This window comes from Streptomyces viridifaciens, from assembly GCF_001888885.2.
Lineage (GTDB): Bacteria > Actinomycetota > Actinomycetes > Streptomycetales > Streptomycetaceae > Kitasatospora > Kitasatospora aureofaciens.
In genome coordinates, this window is sequence record NZ_CP090841.1 from 5,875,036 (window position 1) to 5,890,888 (window position 15,853).

General features: G+C 72.8%; 14 protein-coding genes. 7 read left to right on the forward strand and 7 right to left on the reverse strand.

What is annotated here, in order from left to right:
- Together BOQ63_RS33635 and BOQ63_RS33640 are read left to right on the forward strand one after the other, a co-directional pair.
- Positions 1-1,008: an ABC transporter ATP-binding protein gene (locus BOQ63_RS33635; RefSeq protein WP_030286192.1), complete on the forward strand. Its 1,008-nt coding sequence runs from the start codon at positions 1-3 to the stop codon at positions 1,006-1,008.
- Positions 1,008-1,997, forward strand: a complete 990-nt coding sequence (locus BOQ63_RS33640; RefSeq protein WP_037830173.1) for an ABC transporter ATP-binding protein — start codon at positions 1,008-1,010, stop codon at positions 1,995-1,997. The genes BOQ63_RS33635 and BOQ63_RS33640 overlap by 1 nt, the downstream gene beginning before the upstream one ends.
- A gap of 197 nt (positions 1,998-2,194) precedes the next feature.
- Here the strand turns inward: BOQ63_RS33640 and BOQ63_RS33645 are convergent, their stop codons facing one another.
- A complete protein-coding gene (locus BOQ63_RS33645; RefSeq protein ID WP_072655491.1) occupies positions 2,195-2,572 on the reverse strand; it encodes a YrdB family protein in 378 nt (125 codons plus the stop codon).
- Positions 2,573-2,719: 147 nt separating this feature from the next.
- Here BOQ63_RS33645 and BOQ63_RS33650 point away from each other — a divergent pair, with 147 nt between their 5' ends.
- Positions 2,720-3,892, forward strand: coding sequence for an aminotransferase class V-fold PLP-dependent enzyme (locus BOQ63_RS33650; protein WP_223886113.1), 1,173 nt, complete (start codon positions 2,720-2,722; stop codon positions 3,890-3,892).
- A gap of 30 nt (positions 3,893-3,922) precedes the next feature.
- Here the strand turns inward: BOQ63_RS33650 and BOQ63_RS33655 are convergent, their stop codons facing one another.
- Complete coding sequence (locus tag BOQ63_RS33655; RefSeq protein ID WP_030286198.1) at positions 3,923-4,255, reverse strand: ArsR/SmtB family transcription factor; 333 nt, start codon at positions 4,253-4,255, stop codon at positions 3,923-3,925.
- Between the two features lie 29 nt (positions 4,256-4,284).
- Positions 4,285-4,659, reverse strand: coding sequence for a hypothetical protein (locus BOQ63_RS33660; protein ID WP_030286200.1), 375 nt, complete (start codon positions 4,657-4,659; stop codon positions 4,285-4,287).
- 261 nt (positions 4,660-4,920) lie between these two features.
- Between BOQ63_RS33660 and BOQ63_RS33665 the strand changes: the two genes are divergently transcribed.
- A complete protein-coding gene (locus BOQ63_RS33665; protein WP_072655492.1) occupies positions 4,921-7,776 on the forward strand; it encodes a DEAD/DEAH box helicase in 2,856 nt (951 codons plus the stop codon).
- Between the two features lie 64 nt (positions 7,777-7,840).
- Here BOQ63_RS33665 and BOQ63_RS33670 read toward each other — a convergent pair whose 3' ends face one another.
- The 3 genes from BOQ63_RS33670 to BOQ63_RS33680 all read right to left on the reverse strand — a co-directional run bounded on the left by BOQ63_RS33670 (position 7,841) and on the right by BOQ63_RS33680 (position 10,811).
- Positions 7,841-8,746 (reverse strand): 5'-3' exonuclease, encoded by a 906-nt coding sequence (locus BOQ63_RS33670; protein WP_072656412.1) that lies wholly within the window; start codon positions 8,744-8,746, stop codon positions 7,841-7,843.
- A 59-nt stretch (positions 8,747-8,805) separates the two neighbouring features.
- Entirely contained in the window at positions 8,806-9,885 is a 1,080-nt protein-coding gene (locus BOQ63_RS33675; RefSeq protein ID WP_072655493.1) for a cation diffusion facilitator family transporter, read from the reverse strand.
- Positions 9,886-10,082: 197 nt separating this feature from the next.
- A complete protein-coding gene (locus tag BOQ63_RS33680) occupies positions 10,083-10,811 on the reverse strand; it encodes a gamma-glutamyl-gamma-aminobutyrate hydrolase family protein (protein WP_030553606.1) in 729 nt (242 codons plus the stop codon).
- 155 nt (positions 10,812-10,966) lie between these two features.
- Here BOQ63_RS33680 and BOQ63_RS33685 point away from each other — a divergent pair, with 155 nt between their 5' ends.
- The 3 genes from BOQ63_RS33685 to BOQ63_RS33695 all read left to right on the forward strand — a co-directional run bounded on the left by BOQ63_RS33685 (position 10,967) and on the right by BOQ63_RS33695 (position 14,646).
- The gene (locus BOQ63_RS33685) at positions 10,967-12,352 is read left to right on the forward strand and encodes a glutamine synthetase family protein (protein ID WP_046386081.1); all 1,386 of its coding nucleotides are present in this window, start codon (positions 10,967-10,969) and stop codon (positions 12,350-12,352) included.
- A 239-nt stretch (positions 12,353-12,591) separates the two neighbouring features.
- Positions 12,592-13,392, forward strand: coding sequence for a 3-oxoacyl-ACP reductase (locus BOQ63_RS33690; protein ID WP_072655495.1), 801 nt, complete (start codon positions 12,592-12,594; stop codon positions 13,390-13,392).
- Positions 13,393-13,515: 123 nt separating this feature from the next.
- Positions 13,516-14,646 carry a DUF2510 domain-containing protein gene (locus BOQ63_RS33695; protein ID WP_150476214.1) on the forward strand — a complete coding sequence of 377 codons (1,131 nt, stop codon included), beginning with the start codon at positions 13,516-13,518 and terminating at the stop codon, positions 14,644-14,646.
- 147 nt (positions 14,647-14,793) lie between these two features.
- On the opposite strand, the gene BOQ63_RS33700 is transcribed toward BOQ63_RS33695, so the two are convergent.
- Positions 14,794-15,714: a lytic polysaccharide monooxygenase auxiliary activity family 9 protein gene (locus tag BOQ63_RS33700; protein WP_030286218.1), complete on the reverse strand. Its 921-nt coding sequence runs from the start codon at positions 15,712-15,714 to the stop codon at positions 14,794-14,796.
- Positions 15,715-15,853 lie beyond the last annotated feature (139 nt).

Genomic DNA, 15,853 nt, shown 5'->3' on the forward strand with positions numbered 1-15,853 from the left:
ATGGCTCTCCTGTTGGAGGTCGAGGACCTCAAGGTCGCCTTCGACACCCCGCGTGGCACCGTCCGGGCCGTGGACGGCATCTCCTTCGCCGTCGAGGCCGGGCGCACCCTCGGACTGGTCGGCGAGTCCGGCAGCGGGAAGTCGGTCACCTCGCTGGCCGTGATGGGCCTGCACCACGGGGCCACCGTCACCGGCTCGATCCGGCTGCACGGACAGGAGTTGACCGGGCTGGGGGAGCGGGAGTTGGGCGCCGTCCGGGGCCGGCGGATCGCGATGATCTTCCAGGACCCGCTGTCCAGCCTGCACCCCTTCTACACCGTCGGCGAACAGATCGCCGAGCACTACCGGGTGCACTTCCGCGCGGGCCGCAAGGCCGGGCGGGCCAAGGCGATCGAGATGCTCGCCGAGGTCGGCATCCCGGAACCGGCCCGCCGGGTCGACGAGTACCCGCACCAGTTCTCCGGCGGCATGCGCCAGCGCGTCATGATCGCCATGGCGCTCGCCTGCGAACCCGACCTGCTGATCGCCGACGAGCCCACCACCGCCCTGGACGTCACCGTCCAGGCGCAGATCCTCGACCTGATCGCCCGGATCCAGCAGGACCGCGGCCTCGGCGTCGTCATGATCACCCACGACCTGGGCGTGGTCGCCCGGGTCGCCCACGAGGTGCTGGTCATGTACGGCGGACGGGCGGCCGAACAGGCCCCGGCGGAGCGGCTGTTCGCCGCGCCGGCACACCCGTACACCCGGGGCCTGCTGGACTCGCTGCCGCGCCTGGACGACGGCGACGACGCCCCGCTGCGGGCCATTCCCGGCAGCCCGCCGTCACTGCTCGCCCCCGCCCCCGGCTGCTCCTTCGCCCCGCGCTGCGCCCGCACCACCGCCGCGTCCGCCGAGGAGCACGCCCGCTGCCTGGCCGAGCGCCCGCCGCTCGACCGCCTCGGCCCGCCCACCGCCGGCCACCTGGCCGCGTGCCATCTGCCCCTGGTGCCGGAAGGGATCGTCTGATGGCCGAACCACTGCTCTCCGTACGGGACTTGGTGAAGACCTTCGCCGGGCGGCGCGGGCGCACCGGGCGGCCCGGTGCGCCGGTGCGGGCCGTGGACGGGGTGAGCTTCGACCTCGGCGCGGGCGAGACGCTGGGCCTGGTCGGCGAGTCCGGCTGCGGCAAGTCCACCACCGGGCGGATGATCGTCCGGCTGCTCGACCCGACCTCGGGCACCGTCACCTTCGACGGCACCGAGATCGGCGGGCTGTCCCAGGCCCGGCTACGGCCGCACCGGCGGCATCTGCAGATGGTCTTCCAGGACCCGTACTCCTCGCTCAACCCCCGGCAGACGGTGGCCCGGATCATCTCCGAGCCGCTGCTCGTCCAGGGCGCGGGCGCCGAGGAGGCGCGCCAACGGGCCGGAGAACTGATGGAGTTGGTCGGGCTCATCCCCGAGCACCTCGACCGCTACCCGCACGAGTTCTCCGGCGGCCAGGCGCAGCGGATCGGCATCGCCCGCTCGCTGGCCACCTCGCCGAAGCTGGTGATCGCGGACGAGCCGGTCTCCGCCCTGGACGTCTCCGTCCAGGCCCAAGTGGTCAACCTGATGGAGCAGTTGCAGCGGGAACTGGGACTGGCGTACGTGTTCATCGCGCACGACCTCTCGGTGGTCAAGCGGGTCTGCGACCGGGTCGCGGTGATGTACCTGGGCCGCATCGTGGAGATCGGCGACAAGGCCCAGGTGTACGGAAACCCGGCGCACCCGTACACCCGGGCGCTGCTGTCCGCCGTCCCGCTGCCGGACCCGGCGGCCGAACGGGCCCGGGAGCGGATCGTGCTGCTCGGCGACCCGCCCAGCCCGGCCGACCCGCCCGCCGGGTGCGGCTTCCACCCGCGCTGCCCGAAGGCGCAGCAGCGCTGCCGGACGGAACGGCCGCTGCTGGAGGTCGTCGGTACGGGCGGCCGCCAGGCCGCCTGCCACTTCCCGGAGGTGCAGGGCGTGTCCTAGGCCCGGCCCGCGGGCCGCCACAGGCCCCGGTCGGACGCGGTGGGGAACCTCACGAGGGCCGCGTCCGACCGGGTTCCACCCCTACTGCGCTGTTCGGCGGCGGGATCGAGTCGGCGCGAGGCCGGGCCCGGGCGCTCCGTGCCGCCCCGCTGATCCTGGTCGGCGGCCTGGTGGTCCGTCCGTACGTCTTCGGCGCGTCAGTTCGCCGTGTACTCCACGGCCACGCTGACCACCGCCAGCACCGCGAAGACCACCGCCAGGGTGCTCCGCCCCGAGGCGTGCAGCGCGAGCGCCGCCGTCTCCAGGACGAGCACCTTGAGCGCGATCTCCACCCCCAGCGGCTGGCGGAACTTCGGCCCGCCCGCGGCCAGGAACAGGCCCCAGGCGGTGGCCGCCAGAGCCGGTGCGCCGATCCCCAGCAGCAGCCGGACGACCGGCGTGGAGCCGGTCCTGAATCCCCAGTAGCAGAGTGCCGCGAGCATCGCGAGCTCCAGGCCGAAGGCGAGGCCCGCGTTGGTCGCCGTCAGCGGGGTCCACTGCCGCTGCCCGACCGGGCCCGGTCTTGCGATCTTCATCCCCGTGCTCCCCCGTCCCGCCTGGCCGCCCGGCCCGGGCGGCGGTTGTGCGGAGTCTCCCAGCTCGGCCTCGCGGACTCAATGGATCGTCCCCAGGCGGCCGCTAGAGTGTTATGAAATGTCACACATCACCAAGGGGAGGCTGTAGTGACCGAGGACCTGAGCAGCGCCGAACCACCCGTCCCGCTGCCCGCCGCCGAGGGCCTGTTCAGCGTCTCGCCGCAGGCCGCGCACCTGAACCACGGCTCCTTCGGCGCCGTGCCGCTCCCGGTCCAGCGCGCACAGCACGCACTGCGCACCGAACACGAGCTGGACCCGGACCTCTTCTTCGCCGACCTGCCGGACCGGATCGCCGCGGCCCGGGTGCGGATCGCCGCCGAGTTGGCCACCGACCCGGACCGGCTGGCGATGGTCGCCAACGTCACCGAGGCGGCCGCGATCGCCCTGGACAGCATCCCCTTCGCCCCCGGCGACCGGATCCTGGTCACCGACCACGGCTACGGCGCCGTCACCCGTGCCGCGGCCCGCAGGGCCGCCGAGACCGGCGCCGAACTGGTGGTGGCCGAGCTGCCGGTGGACGCCCCGGACGAGCGGGCCGTGCGGGAGGCGGTGCTCGCCGCCGTGGACGGGCGCACCACCGTCGCGATCCTGGACCGGATCACCTCGCCCACCGCCCGTACGGTCGCCTCCCCGGCCCTGGTCGCCGAGCTGCGCGAGCGCGGGGTGACGACCCTGGTGGACGGCGCCCACGCGCCCGGCATGCTGCCCGACCCGGTCGACCCCAACGCCGACTTCTGGTTCGGCAACCTGCACAAGTGGGCCTTCGCCCCGCGCGCCACCGGCGTCCTGTCCGTCCGCCCCGAGTGGACGGCCCGGGTGCGCCCGCTCGCGCTGTCCTGGGAGCACCACCGGGGCTTCCCGTACAACGTCGAGTGGCGCGGCACCTGCGACTACACCCCCTGGCTCGCCGCCCCGGCCGGCTTCGAGCTGCTCCGCGAGCTGGGCACGGAGGCGGTCGCCGCGCACAACACCGGGCTCGCCGCGTACGGCCAGCGGGTGCTGGTCGAACGGGCGGGGCTGCGGGCGCTGCCCGCGGCGCCCGGGGTGTGGATGCGTGCCGTACGGCTGCCGGAGGGCCGGTTCGACACCGAGGAGTCCGCCCGGGCGCTGGTGACCGGGGTGTGGCAGCGGCTCGGCGTCCGGGTGGCGGTCAAGCCGTGGCCCGGCGGCGGCGTGCTGCGGGTCAGCGCCCAGCTGTACAACCGGGCGGCGGAGTACGAGCGGCTCGCGGACGGGCTCCTGGAGGTGCTCAAGGACTAGGCGCGCCCGGCGGGAATCGTCGGACGGGCCTCAGTCGCCGGCCGCCCGCAGCTCCGCGAGCAGGACGTCCCGGTCGGCGAGCAGCCCGGTGAGGATCCGCCGGGCTGCCCGCAGCAGGTCCGTGACGTCGCCGCCGGCCAGCGCGTAGACCACCGTGCTGCCCTCCCGGGTGGCGGTGACGATGCCGGACCGGCGCAGCACCGCGAGCTGCTGGGACAGGCTGGAGGGCTCGACCCCCAGCTCGGCGAGCAGGCAGCGGACGGGCGTCGGTCCGGCCTGGAGCAGCTCCAGCACCCGGATCCGGACGGGATGGCCGAGCATCCGGAAGAACTCGGCCTTGGCCTGGTAGAGCGCCACCGTCACGAGGCCCCCCTTCCCTGGTGTCGGCCGGCTCAGATCTCCAGCGAGAGTTCGATCCGCTTCAGCTGGTGGCGGGCCATCGCGAGGTTGGATCGGCTGCGGTTGAGGGCGAGGAACAGGAACAGGCCCCGCCCGCTGGGCGTCGTGATCGGCCGGACCAGGTGGTACTGGTTGGTCAGGCTGATCAGGATGTCCTCGATCTCGTTGTCGTGCAGGTTGAGCATCTCCATCGCCCGCATCTTGGCGCGGACCACGTCGGTGTTGCCGGCCGCGGCGACGTTGAGGTCCATCTCGCCGCCGTCGCCGAGGCTGCCGAGGGCCATTCCGCTGCCGTAGTCGACCAGGGCGACGCCGATCGCGCCGTCGATCGCCATGGCTTCCTTGAGGGACATCTCCAGGTTCGCCATCGTGGCTGTCCTCCCGTGAGTCGGTGACTTCGGCACGCGTGGGTGCCGTGGCACTCGAAGGTAGGGAGCAATCCCCGCACTCCACCGCGAATGACCGGAGACGTTCGGATCTGGCTCATCCCTGATCGATTGAAGACATTTGCAACTATGGATCTGGGAGAGGAGTGATCTCCTCGCGCGGAAAACGGTGCTATCGATGTCACTCCACCCGGGTAACCTCTCGCTGAGATGCGAGATCACACCAACCACACCCGGACGGCGATGAACACCCCCGATCCAGAGCCCCAGGAAGACCGGGAGCTCAGCCCCGCCGAGGCGTACGCGGCCAGCCGTCGCCGGGCCAAGGAGCAGGCCTCCGCCCTGTACGGCTTCCAGCAGCTGTACGACTTCCCGCTGGACGACTTCCAGCTGGAGGCCTGCGAGACGCTGGAGGCCGGATCGGGCGTGCTGGTCGCCGCCCCCACCGGCTCCGGGAAGACCATCGTCGGCGAGTTCGCCGTGCACCTGGCCCTCGCCGCGGGCCGCAAGTGCTTCTACACCACGCCGATCAAGGCGCTGTCCAACCAGAAGTACGGCGACCTGGTCAAGCGCTACGGCGCCGCCAAGGTCGGCCTGCTCACCGGCGACAACACCGTCAACGGCGACGCCCCCGTGGTGGTCATGACCACCGAGGTGCTGCGCAACATGCTCTACGCGGGCTCCAGCACCCTCGACGGCCTCGGCTACGTCGTCATGGACGAGGTGCACTACCTCGCCGACCGCTTCCGCGGCGCCGTCTGGGAGGAGGTCATCATCCACCTTCCCGAGTCGGTCACCCTCGTCTCGCTCTCCGCGACCGTCTCGAACGCCGAGGAGTTCGGCGACTGGCTGGACACCGTCCGCGGCGGCACCAAGGTGATCGTCTCCGAGACCCGCCCGGTCCCGCTGTGGCAGCACGTGATGGCCGGCAACCGGATGTACGACCTGTTCGCCAACCCCGACCGGGACGGCCGCCCCAGGAACAGCCTCAAGAACCCCGGCAAGGCCGTCAACCCCGAGCTGGTCCGGCTCGCCCGCTCCGAACTCGACCGCAACCCGCGCGACCGCTTCGGCCGCGGCCGGGGCCGCTCCATGCCCAACGGCCGCCCGGGCCGGGTCTGGACACCGGGCCGGGTCGACGTCATCGACCGGCTGGACGCCGAGGGCCTGCTGCCCGCGATCACCTTCATCTTCAGCCGGGCCGGCTGCGAGGCCGCCGTCCAGCAGTGCCTCAGCTCCGGGCTGCGGCTCAACAAGGACGCCGACCGCGCCCTGGTCCGCGCCATCGTCGAGGAGCGCTGCGCCGACATCCCCGACGAGGACCTGCACGTCCTCGGCTACTTCGAGTGGCTGGACGGGCTGGAGCGCGGCATCGCCGCCCACCACGCCGGGATGCTGCCCCGGTTCAAGGAGGTCGTCGAAGAGCTCTTCGTGAAGGGCCTGGTCAAGGCCGTCTTCGCGACCGAGACCCTGGCCCTCGGCATCAACATGCCCGCCCGCTCGGTGGTCATGGAGAAGCTGGTCAAGTGGAACGGCGAGACCCACGCCGACATCACCCCCGGCGAGTACACCCAGCTCACCGGCCGGGCCGGGCGGCGCGGCATCGACATCGAGGGCCACGCGGTGGTGCTCTGGCAGCGCGGCCTCGACCCGGAGGCCCTGGCCGGACTGGCGGGCACCCGCACCTACCCGCTCAAGTCCTCGTTCCGGCCGTCGTACAACATGGCCGTCAACCTGGTCTCCCAGTTCGGCCGGCACCGCTCGCGCGAGCTGCTGGAAACCTCCTTCGCCCAGTTCCAGGCGGACCGCTCGGTGGTCGGCATCGCCCGCCAGGTGCAGCGCAACGAGGAGGGGCTGGAGGGCTACCGCGAGTCGATGACCTGCCACCTCGGCGACTTCGACGAGTACATGGAGCTGCGCCGCCGGCTCAAGGACCGCGAGAACGAACTGGCCCGCGAGGGCACCACCCAGCGCCGCGCCGCCGCCATCGAGTCGATCGAGCAGCTCAAGCCGGGCGACGTCATCCACGTCCCCACCGGCAAGTTCGCCGGCCTCGCCCTGGTCCTCGACCCGGGCCTGCCGCCGGTCAGCCGCTCCGGCCGGAGCGGCCCGCGCCACCCCGACTTCCAGGACGGCCCGCGCCCGGTGGTGCTGACCGCCGAGCGGCAGGTCAAGCGGCTCGCGATGGTCGACTTCCCGCACCCGGTCGCCGCGATCGAGCGCGTGCGCATCCCCAAGTCCTTCAACCCGCGCAGCCCCCAGTCCCGGCGCGACCTCGCCTCCGCGCTGCGCACCAAGGCCGGCCACCTCGAACCCGAGCGGTTCCGGCGCGGCCGCGCGGCCGCCGCCGACGACCCGGAGATCACCCGGCTGCGCACCGAACTGCGCCAGCACCCGTGCCACGGCTGCACCGACCGCGAGGACCACGCCCGCTGGGCCGAGCGCTACCACCGGCTGCACCGCGACACCGAACTGCTGGAACGCCGGATGCGCTCCCGCACCCACACCATCGCCCGCACCTTCGACCGGGTCTGCGCACTGCTCACCGACCTCGGCTACCTCCAGGGCGACACCGTCACCGACGACGGCAAGCGCCTCGGCCGGCTCTACGGCGAACTCGACCTGCTCGCCTCCGAGTGCATCCGCGAGGGCGTCTGGAGCGGCCTGGCCGCGGCCGAACTCGCCTCCTGCGCCTCGGCGTTGGTCTACGAGTCGCGCCAGTCCGACGACGCCGGCGCCCCCCGGGTGCCGGAGGGCGCGGCCAAGGAGGCGCTCGGCCAGATGGTCCGCATCTGGGGCCACCTCGACGCCCTCGAGGAACAGCACCGGATCAACACCGCGGAGGGCGTCGGCCAGCGCGAACCGGACCTCGGCTTCGCCTGGGTCGCCTACCGCTGGGCCCTCGGCCACAACCTCGACCAGGTCCTGCGCGACGCCGACATGCCGGCCGGCGACTTCGTCCGCTGGACCAAGCAACTCATCGACGTCCTCGGCCAGATCCAGGACGCCGCCGCCCAGGACCCCGAACTCCGCAAGACCGCACGCAAGGCCGTCGACGGCCTCCGCCGCGGCATCATCGCCTACTCCTCGGTGGGCTGAGCCCCGACAGAAGGGGCCCGCACGTTCGTCCCGAACGTGCGGGCCCCTTCGGCGCCCGGGGGGTTCAGCGGGTGGCTGCGAGGGACTCCAGGAGGCGCTCCAGGGAGGTGCCGAGGCCCCAGCGGGTGGCGAGGTGTTCGAGGGTCATGGGGTCGAGGGGTTCGCGGGGGAGGGTGGGGTCGAAGTCGGGGAGGGGGGCGTCGGTGGCGACGCGGACGACGGTGGGGGCGACGTCGAGGTAGGCGGCGCCCTCGACGATGTTGCGGCGGCGGGCCGGGGTGAGCCTGGAGCCGATGTCGAGGGCGGCGGCGCGGATCGCGGCGAGGTCGCCGTACTCGTTGATCAGCTGGGCGGCGGTCTTCTCGCCGATGCCCTTGACGCCGGGCAGGCCGTCGGACGGGTCGCCGCGCAGGGCGGCCATGTCGGCGTACTGGGCGCCGCGCACGCCGTACTTCTCCAGCAGCAGGGCGTCGTCGGTGGTCTGCAGGTTGCCCATGCCCTTGACCGGGTAGAGCACGGTGATCCGCCGTGCGTCGTCGACCAGTTGGAAGAGGTCGCGGTCGCCGGTGACGATCTGCACCGGGCCCTTGGCGCGGGCGGTGAGGGTGCCGATGACGTCGTCCGCCTCGTAGCCGGGGGAACCGACCCGGGCGATGCCGAGGGCGTCGAGCACCTGCTCGATCACCGGGACCTGCGGGGCGAGGGTGTCCGGCACCTCCTCCTCGCCGTCGACGGCCGCCTCGGCGACCCGGTGGGTCTTGTAGGAGGGGACGAGGTCCACCCGCCACTGGGGGCGCCAGTCGGCGTCTATGCAGGCGACGAGTTCGTCGGGCCGGTGGTCGTGGACCAGCCGGGCGATGAAGTCCAGCAGGCCGCGGACGGCGTTGACCGGCTCACCCTGCGGCGAGCGCAGGGTGTCCGGTACGCCGAAGTAGGCCCGGAAGTACAGGCTGGCGGAGTCGAGCAGCATCAGTCGCGGTGCGGTCACGCCTCAGATCATGCCGCACCGCGCTGACGATGACCCGGTTCTCAGTGCTCGTGCGGTCCGGCGCGGTGCACCGGTCCGTGGGCGTCGGCGCAGTGTTCGGCCGGGGTGTCGTCGGGGCCGGCGATCTGCAGCAGCGCGCCCGCCTCGTCCTCGCCGACGTGGTCGACCTGGAGGGTGCTGTGGGTGATGCCGTACTCCTCCGCCAGCCGGCGCTGCAGTGCGCGCCGCACGGCGTGGCAGTCGCCGCCGGGGGTGACCAGGATGTGCGCGGACAGGGCGGGCTGGTTGGAGGTGATCTCCCAGATGTGCAGGTCGTGGATCTCCTCGACCAGCGGCTGGGTGACCAGCCGGTCGGCCACCGCGTCCGGGTCGATCCCGGCGGGTGCGGCCTCCAGGAAGATCCGCCCGGAGTCCCGGACCAGGCCGATGCCCGCCTTGAGCATCAGCGCGACCACGATCAGCGAGGCGATGGCGTCCGCCCGGACGAAGCCGGTGGTCAGCATGACCGCACCGGCCACGGCGGTGGCGATGAAGGCGTACAGGTCGGTGAGCACGTGCTGGAAGGCGCCCTCGACGTTCAGCGAGCTGCGGTTGGCCTTGGACATGCACCAGGCGGCGGCGAGGTTGACCACGATCCCGACCAGCGCGGTGACCAGCACCAGTGAGCCGGTGACCTCGGGCGGTTCGATCAGCCGGGTGATCGCCTCGTAGCCCAGCCAGGCCGACAGCACCAGCAGTGTCACACCGTTGGCCTGCGCGGAGAGGATCTCGGCCCGCTTGAGCCCGTACGTGTAGCCGCCGCGGGCCGGGCGGGCGGCGAGCCGCATGGCGACCAGGGCGAGCACGATCGAGGCGGCGTCGGTGAGCATGTGCGCCGCGTCGGAGATCAGGGCCAGCGACCGGGCGGCGAAGCCGACCACGACCTCGCCGGCCATGAAGACGACGATCAGGGCGAGGGCGCTGACCAGCCAGCGGCGGTCGGCATCCGCGGCGACGCCGTGCGAGTGCCCGCCGTGGCCCCCGTGCCCATGACCCCCGTGCCCGTGGCTGTGGTTGTGGCTCCGGCCGGGCGGGCTCTGGTGGTCATGCGCATGATCATCGTGGTGCTCGTGCCCGGCCATCGAAATCCTCTCTGGGCGCACGGGTGGGAGGTGGCGGGCGTGATCGCCCCGCACCCGAAGTGAACCGCAGAATCGACAAAGATCCAAAGGCTGTACTGGTGACCGTTGTCGTTGCCGCTCAGCCGAGCGCCGCGCTGCCACTCAGCCGAGCGTCGCGGTGCCGCTCAACCGGGCACCACCGCGTCCAGCGCCGCCGCTCAACCGAGCACCACCGCGTCCAGCGCCGCCGCGGTGGCGGCCTGGACGAGGGCCCGCATGACCCGCAGGTCGTCGCCCTGTTCCGGGTGCCACTGCACGCCCACCGTGAACCCGGGCCCCTCGACGGCCTCCACCGTCCCGTCCGGGGCGAGGGCGCTCACCCGCAGGCCCGCGCCGAGCCGGCCGACCGCCTGGTGGTGGAACGTCGGCACCTCCAGCTCGCTCTCCGGCAGCAGCCCGCCCACCAGCGTCCCGGGCACCGGCCGCACCACGTGGGCGCCGTAGCAACCCGGCGAACCGCCGTGGACGTCGACGTCCACGACGTCCGGCAGGTGCTGCACCAGCGTCCCGCCGCACACCACGTTCAGCACCTGCATGCCCCGGCAGATGCCCAGGACCGGCATGCCCGCCGCCAGGGCGCCGCGCAGCAGCGCGACCTCCCAGAGGTCGCGCTCCGGCGAGGCCACGTCGGTCAACGGATGGGCCGACTCCCCGTAGTAGGCCGGGTCGATGTCCGGCCCGCCGGCGATGACGAGGGCGTCGAGCCGTGCGAGCACCTCGGGCGCGCGCTCGGGCGAGTCCGGCGGCAGCAGGACGGCGATGCCGCCGGAGCGCTGCACGTACGCGGTGTACCGCTCCGGCAGCAGGGCGACGCGACGGCCCCGCCAGTCGCTCCAACTCGCGTCCACCAGGTAGGTGCTGACACCGATGAAAGGCCTGCGATCCATGGCGGGCATTCTCCTCCCGCACCGTCTGATACCCCGTCAATCACGCGCGTCGGCGCGCCACACCCGCTCGCCCTCTTCCGCCCCGCAAGCCGCAGGCCGTACGGTTCGCTGTGACCGCATGATCTCGAAGAGTGATCGAGGAGGAGGGTTCCGGCATGCCCGAGAACGCCGCCGCGGGATCGCGGCCCCGGCCGCCACTGACCCTGGCCGAGCTGCGCACCCTGGTGGACGCAGGCGAGGTGCACACCGTCGCGCTCGCCTTCACCGACATGCAGGGCCGCCTTCAGGGCAAACGTTTCGCCGCCCGGTTCTTCCTCGACGAGGTGGCGCAGAACGGCGCCGAGGCCTGCGACTACCTGCTGGCCGTGGACGTGGACCTCAACACCGTCGACGGCTACGCCTTCTCCTCCTGGGCCACCGGCTACGGCGACTTCGCGATGCGCCCCGACCTCGGCACCCTGCGGCTCACCCCCTGGCAGCCCGGCACCGCCCAGGTCACCGCCGACCTGGCCCGGCACGGCGGCCACCCGGTGGACGCCGCCCCGCGCCAGCTGCTGCGCCGCCAGATCGCCCGGCTCGCCGAGTACGGACTGGCCGCGGACATCGGCACCGAACTGGAGTTCCTGGTCTTCCGCGACACCTACGAGCAGGCCTGGCTGGGCGGTTACCGCGGGCTGACCCCGGCCAACCTCTACAACGTCGACTACTCGATGCTCGGCACCGCCCGGGTCGAGCCGCTGCTGTCCCGGATCCGCAACGAGATGGCCGGCGCCGGGCTGACCGTCGAGTCCGCCAAGGGCGAGTGCAACCTCGGCCAGCACGAGATCGCCTTCCGGTACGCCGACGCCCTCACCACCTGCGACCAGCACAGCGTCTACAAGACCGGGGCCAAGGAGATCGCCGCCCAGCAGGGCTGCGCACTCACCTTCATGGCCAAGTACGACGAGCGCGAGGGCAACAGCTGCCACATCCACCTGTCGCTGCGCGACGCCGTCGGCGCCCCCGCCTTCGCCGACCGGGACGGCCGGATGACCGACACCATGCGCCACTTCCTGGCCGGGCAGCTCGTCGCACTGCGCGAGTTCAGCCTGCTGTACGCGCCGAACATCAACTCCTACAAGCGCTACCGCCCCGGCTCCTTCGCCCCGACGGCCGTCGCCTGGGGCCGGGACAACCGCACCTGCGCCTACCGGGTGGTCGGCCACGGCCCGGGCCTGCGGATGGAGAATCGGGTGCCCGGCGGCGACGTCAACCCGTACCTCGCGGTGGCCGGGATGATCGCGGCCGGCCTGCACGGCCTGCAGCGCAAGCTCGACCTGCCCACGCCCTGCCTGGGCAACGCCTACGCGGTGGAGGAGTACGCCCGGGTGCCCGGATCGCTGCGCGAGGCCGCCGAGTTGTGGGCGGGCAGCGAGCTGGCCCGGACGGCCTTCGGGGACGACGTGGTCGAGCACTACCTGAACATGGCCCGGGTCGAGCAGGCCGCCTACGACGGGGCCGTCACCGACTGGGAGCGCTACCGGTCCTTCGAACGGATGTGAGGCATGACGGACTCGCCGGGCAGCGCCGTCCGCAACCCCGCCACCGGGGACCTGGTGGAGCACGCGGCGGGCGGGGTCGAGCGCCTGACCGGACGCCGGATGCCGGTGGCCGGCGGCCTGGACGTGACCTTCCACGAAGCGGTCGGCGTTGGGGGCGGGCCGGGAGCCGGGGCCGGACGCGCTGCGCCACTTCACCGAGACCGAGAACGTCTTCATCCACAGCGAGGAGTGACAGTCCGATGAGCGCCAGTCCGAGGAGCGACAACGACGTCGTCTGCCGCCGTCTGGTCGGCCGCACCGCCGTGGTCACCGGCGCGGGCAGCGGGATCGGCCTGGCGGCCGCCCGCCGACTGGCCTCCGAGGGCGCCAAGGTGGTCTGCGCGGACCTGGACGAGCAGACCGGGCGGGCGGCCGCCAAGGAGGTCGGCGGGCTGTTCGTGCACACCGACGTCACCGACCCGTACATGGTCGAGGCGCTGTTCGACGAGGCGTACGAGACCTACGGCAGCGTGGACGTCGCCTTCAACAATGCGGGCATCTCACCGCCGGAGGACGACTCGATCCTGACCACCGGCCTGGACGCCTGGCGCAAGGTCCAGAACGTCAACCTGACCTCGGTCTACCTGTGCTGCAAGGCCGCGCTGCCGTACATGCGCCGGCACGGACGCGGCTCGATCATCAACACCGCCAGCTTCGTGGCCCGGATGGGCGCGGCGACCTCGCAGATCTCGTACACCGCCTCCAAGGGCGGGGTGCTGGCGATGTCCCGCGAGCTGGGCGTGCAGTTCGCCCGGGAGGGGATCCGGGTGAACGCGCTGTCGCCCGGCCCGGTGGACACCCCGCTGCTGCGGGAGCTGTTCGCCGAGGACCCGGAGCGGGCGGCCCGCCGGCTGGTGCACATCCCGCTCGGCCGGTTCGCCAGGGCCGAGGAGATCGCCGCCGCGGTGGCCTTCCTGGCGAGCGACGACTCCTCGTTCATCACCGCGAGCGAGTTCCTGGTGGACGGCGGCATCTCCGGGGCGTACGTCACCCCGCTGTAGGTGGTCGGCACCGGTGGCCGCACTGGGCCGCCGGTGGCTTCTCACCGTAATCTCATCGAAAACCCGCGGAATACCCGGCTGCGCTGATTTCGCGTTTATCCGGCTACCTTTACATTCTTTGCTGTGAGTGAGCAGATCCCCGCCGGGTGGTACCCGGACCCGAAGGACACCACCAGCGACCCGAGACCGCAGCGCTGGTGGGACGGCAAGGGCTGGACGGCCGACACCCGGCCCGCACCCTCGGACGCCCCGCAGCCGGAGTCCTCGGCCGCCGCGGCACCGGGGCCGGAGACGTCGGAGCAGCCCAGGGTGCTGGAGGGCGAGGTCCTGGACAGCGGGCCGACGGTCCGCTACCCGGAGCCGCCGCCCTTCGGCGCGGCGTACGGAGCACCCGCCCAGCCGCCGCGCAAGGCCTGGCGCAAGCCCTCCCGGCTGGTGGTGGCCACCGCCGTGGCCGCCGTGCTGGGCCTGGGCGCCGGCTCGGGAATCACCTACCTGGTGATGGACGGCAAGCACGACGGCGGCTCGCAGCGCAGCGCCGCCCGGGCCCAGCCGGCGCCGAACGACGGCGGCGGCGGGCTGTTCGGCTTCCCGGGCCTCGGCGGCGGCAACGGCAAGGGCGGCGGGAACGGCGGCGGTGGCGGGAACGGCGGCGGGAAGGCCAGGCCGGGCGCCAACAAGGCGATCGACATGGTGAACGGCCTCACCCTGCCCGTCCCCTCCGGCTGGCAGGGCGGGACCACCGACAACGGCTACGCCGGTCTCACCATCGGCGACTACAAGTGCCCGGACGGCTCCGACAAGTGCACCCTCGGCGGGGTGAACACCGGCCGGATCGACGACGGCGGCACGGACGCCCAGGCAGCGGCCAAGGCGGACATCGACAAGGCCGCCAAGGACGCCTACGGCGACATCACCGGGCACCAGGAGCTCAAGTCCGAGGCCGTGAAGGTCAACGGCAAGGACGGCTACCTGGTGCGCTGGAAGGTCGATGCGGCCAAGGGCAACAACGGCTACGTGGAGACCGTGGTCTTCCCGTCCAGCGACGGCAAGAACCTGGTCTCGGTGCACTTCGGCTTCGACATCGCCGACAAGGCGCCGGACGTCGGGGTGATGGACACCATCGTCAAGGGCATCGCCGACTTCAAGGGCAAGATCCCGGGCCTCCCGGGCATGCCGGGCTCCGGCTCCGGCGGCTCCGGTTCCGGGGCAGGCGGCAGCAGCCCCGACGGCTCCGGCACCGAGAGCACCTGAGCCCCCCGCTCCTCACACCGCGACGGCCCACCGGGAGGAACTCCTCCGGGTGGGCCGTCGCCGTTCGTCGGGGCGTGTCCTGGGGTGCGAGGGCCACGGAACCGGACCGGACGGGGGTGGGCCGGCCCGGCTCCGCGTCGTCCGGCGTCAGGAGTCGCGTCGAACAGCCTCGATGCGACGGCGCCGGAGCACCATGCCGGCCCAGCCGACGCCGAGCGCGGCGGCACCGGCGAGCAGCAGCGGACCGGTGGCGGAGGTGCCGGCCACGGCCGCGGAGCTGGTCGGGAGCGGCTGGCCGGCCGGGGCGTTCGCGTCCCCGCCGTGGCCGTGGTGGGCGACCGTGGACTTGGCGGCGTCGGCGGCGATCTGGGCGTCGCCGGGCCCGGCCGGGGCGGCGAGCGAGGAGACGGCCGGGGCACCGGCGGCGCCGGCCGCGCCGAAGTCCACGTCGGAGCAGCTGTAGAACGCCTCCGGGCTGTCGCTGCGCTGCCAGACCGTGTAGAGCAGCTGGCGGCCGGTGCGCTGCGGCAGGGTGCCCGAGTAGGTGTAGTACCCGTTGACGGCGGTGCGGTCGACCTGCGCCTGGGCCACCGGGGTCGGGTCGAGGTCGGACCACTTCAGCGGCTTGGTGGGGTCGTAGCTCGGCTTGGTGATGTAGACGGTCTGGGTGCCCACGTGCGGCGCGGTGGTGCGGAACTGGAAGGTGAACTTGCCCGCGCTGACCGGGGTGGCCGGCCAGTCGGTGCGCGGCCAGTCCAGGGCCGCGTACTTGTCGCGGTTGGCCGAGCAGAGCCTGCCGTCCGGGATCAGCGCCTGGTGGTTGCCGTTGGCGTTGGCGATGTTGACCTCGTTCCAGTCGTACAGCGGCTGGGTGCCGCCGGCGGCGACGAGGTCCTTGCAGACCTGGGACACCGGGTGCTCGGGGCCCTCGGCGTAGCAGGCGGCGATCCGGCTGACCGGGCCGGTCATGGTGCCGTGGGCGGCGGCGGTGCCGGCGGTGGCCGCGGCCACCGCGAGGACGGCGGCGCCGACGGCGCCGACGGACAGGGCGCTTCGCTTGATGGACATGGGGTGGGGACTCCTCGGCCGTCGTTCCGGGCGGGTGTGGGGGAGCGGACACGCCTGCCCGTTCGGGGGCCGCCGGCCCGGATCGCGGACCCCCGGCCAGAGCGTAGGATTGGTCTGGACCATAAGGCAATAGCCGTGC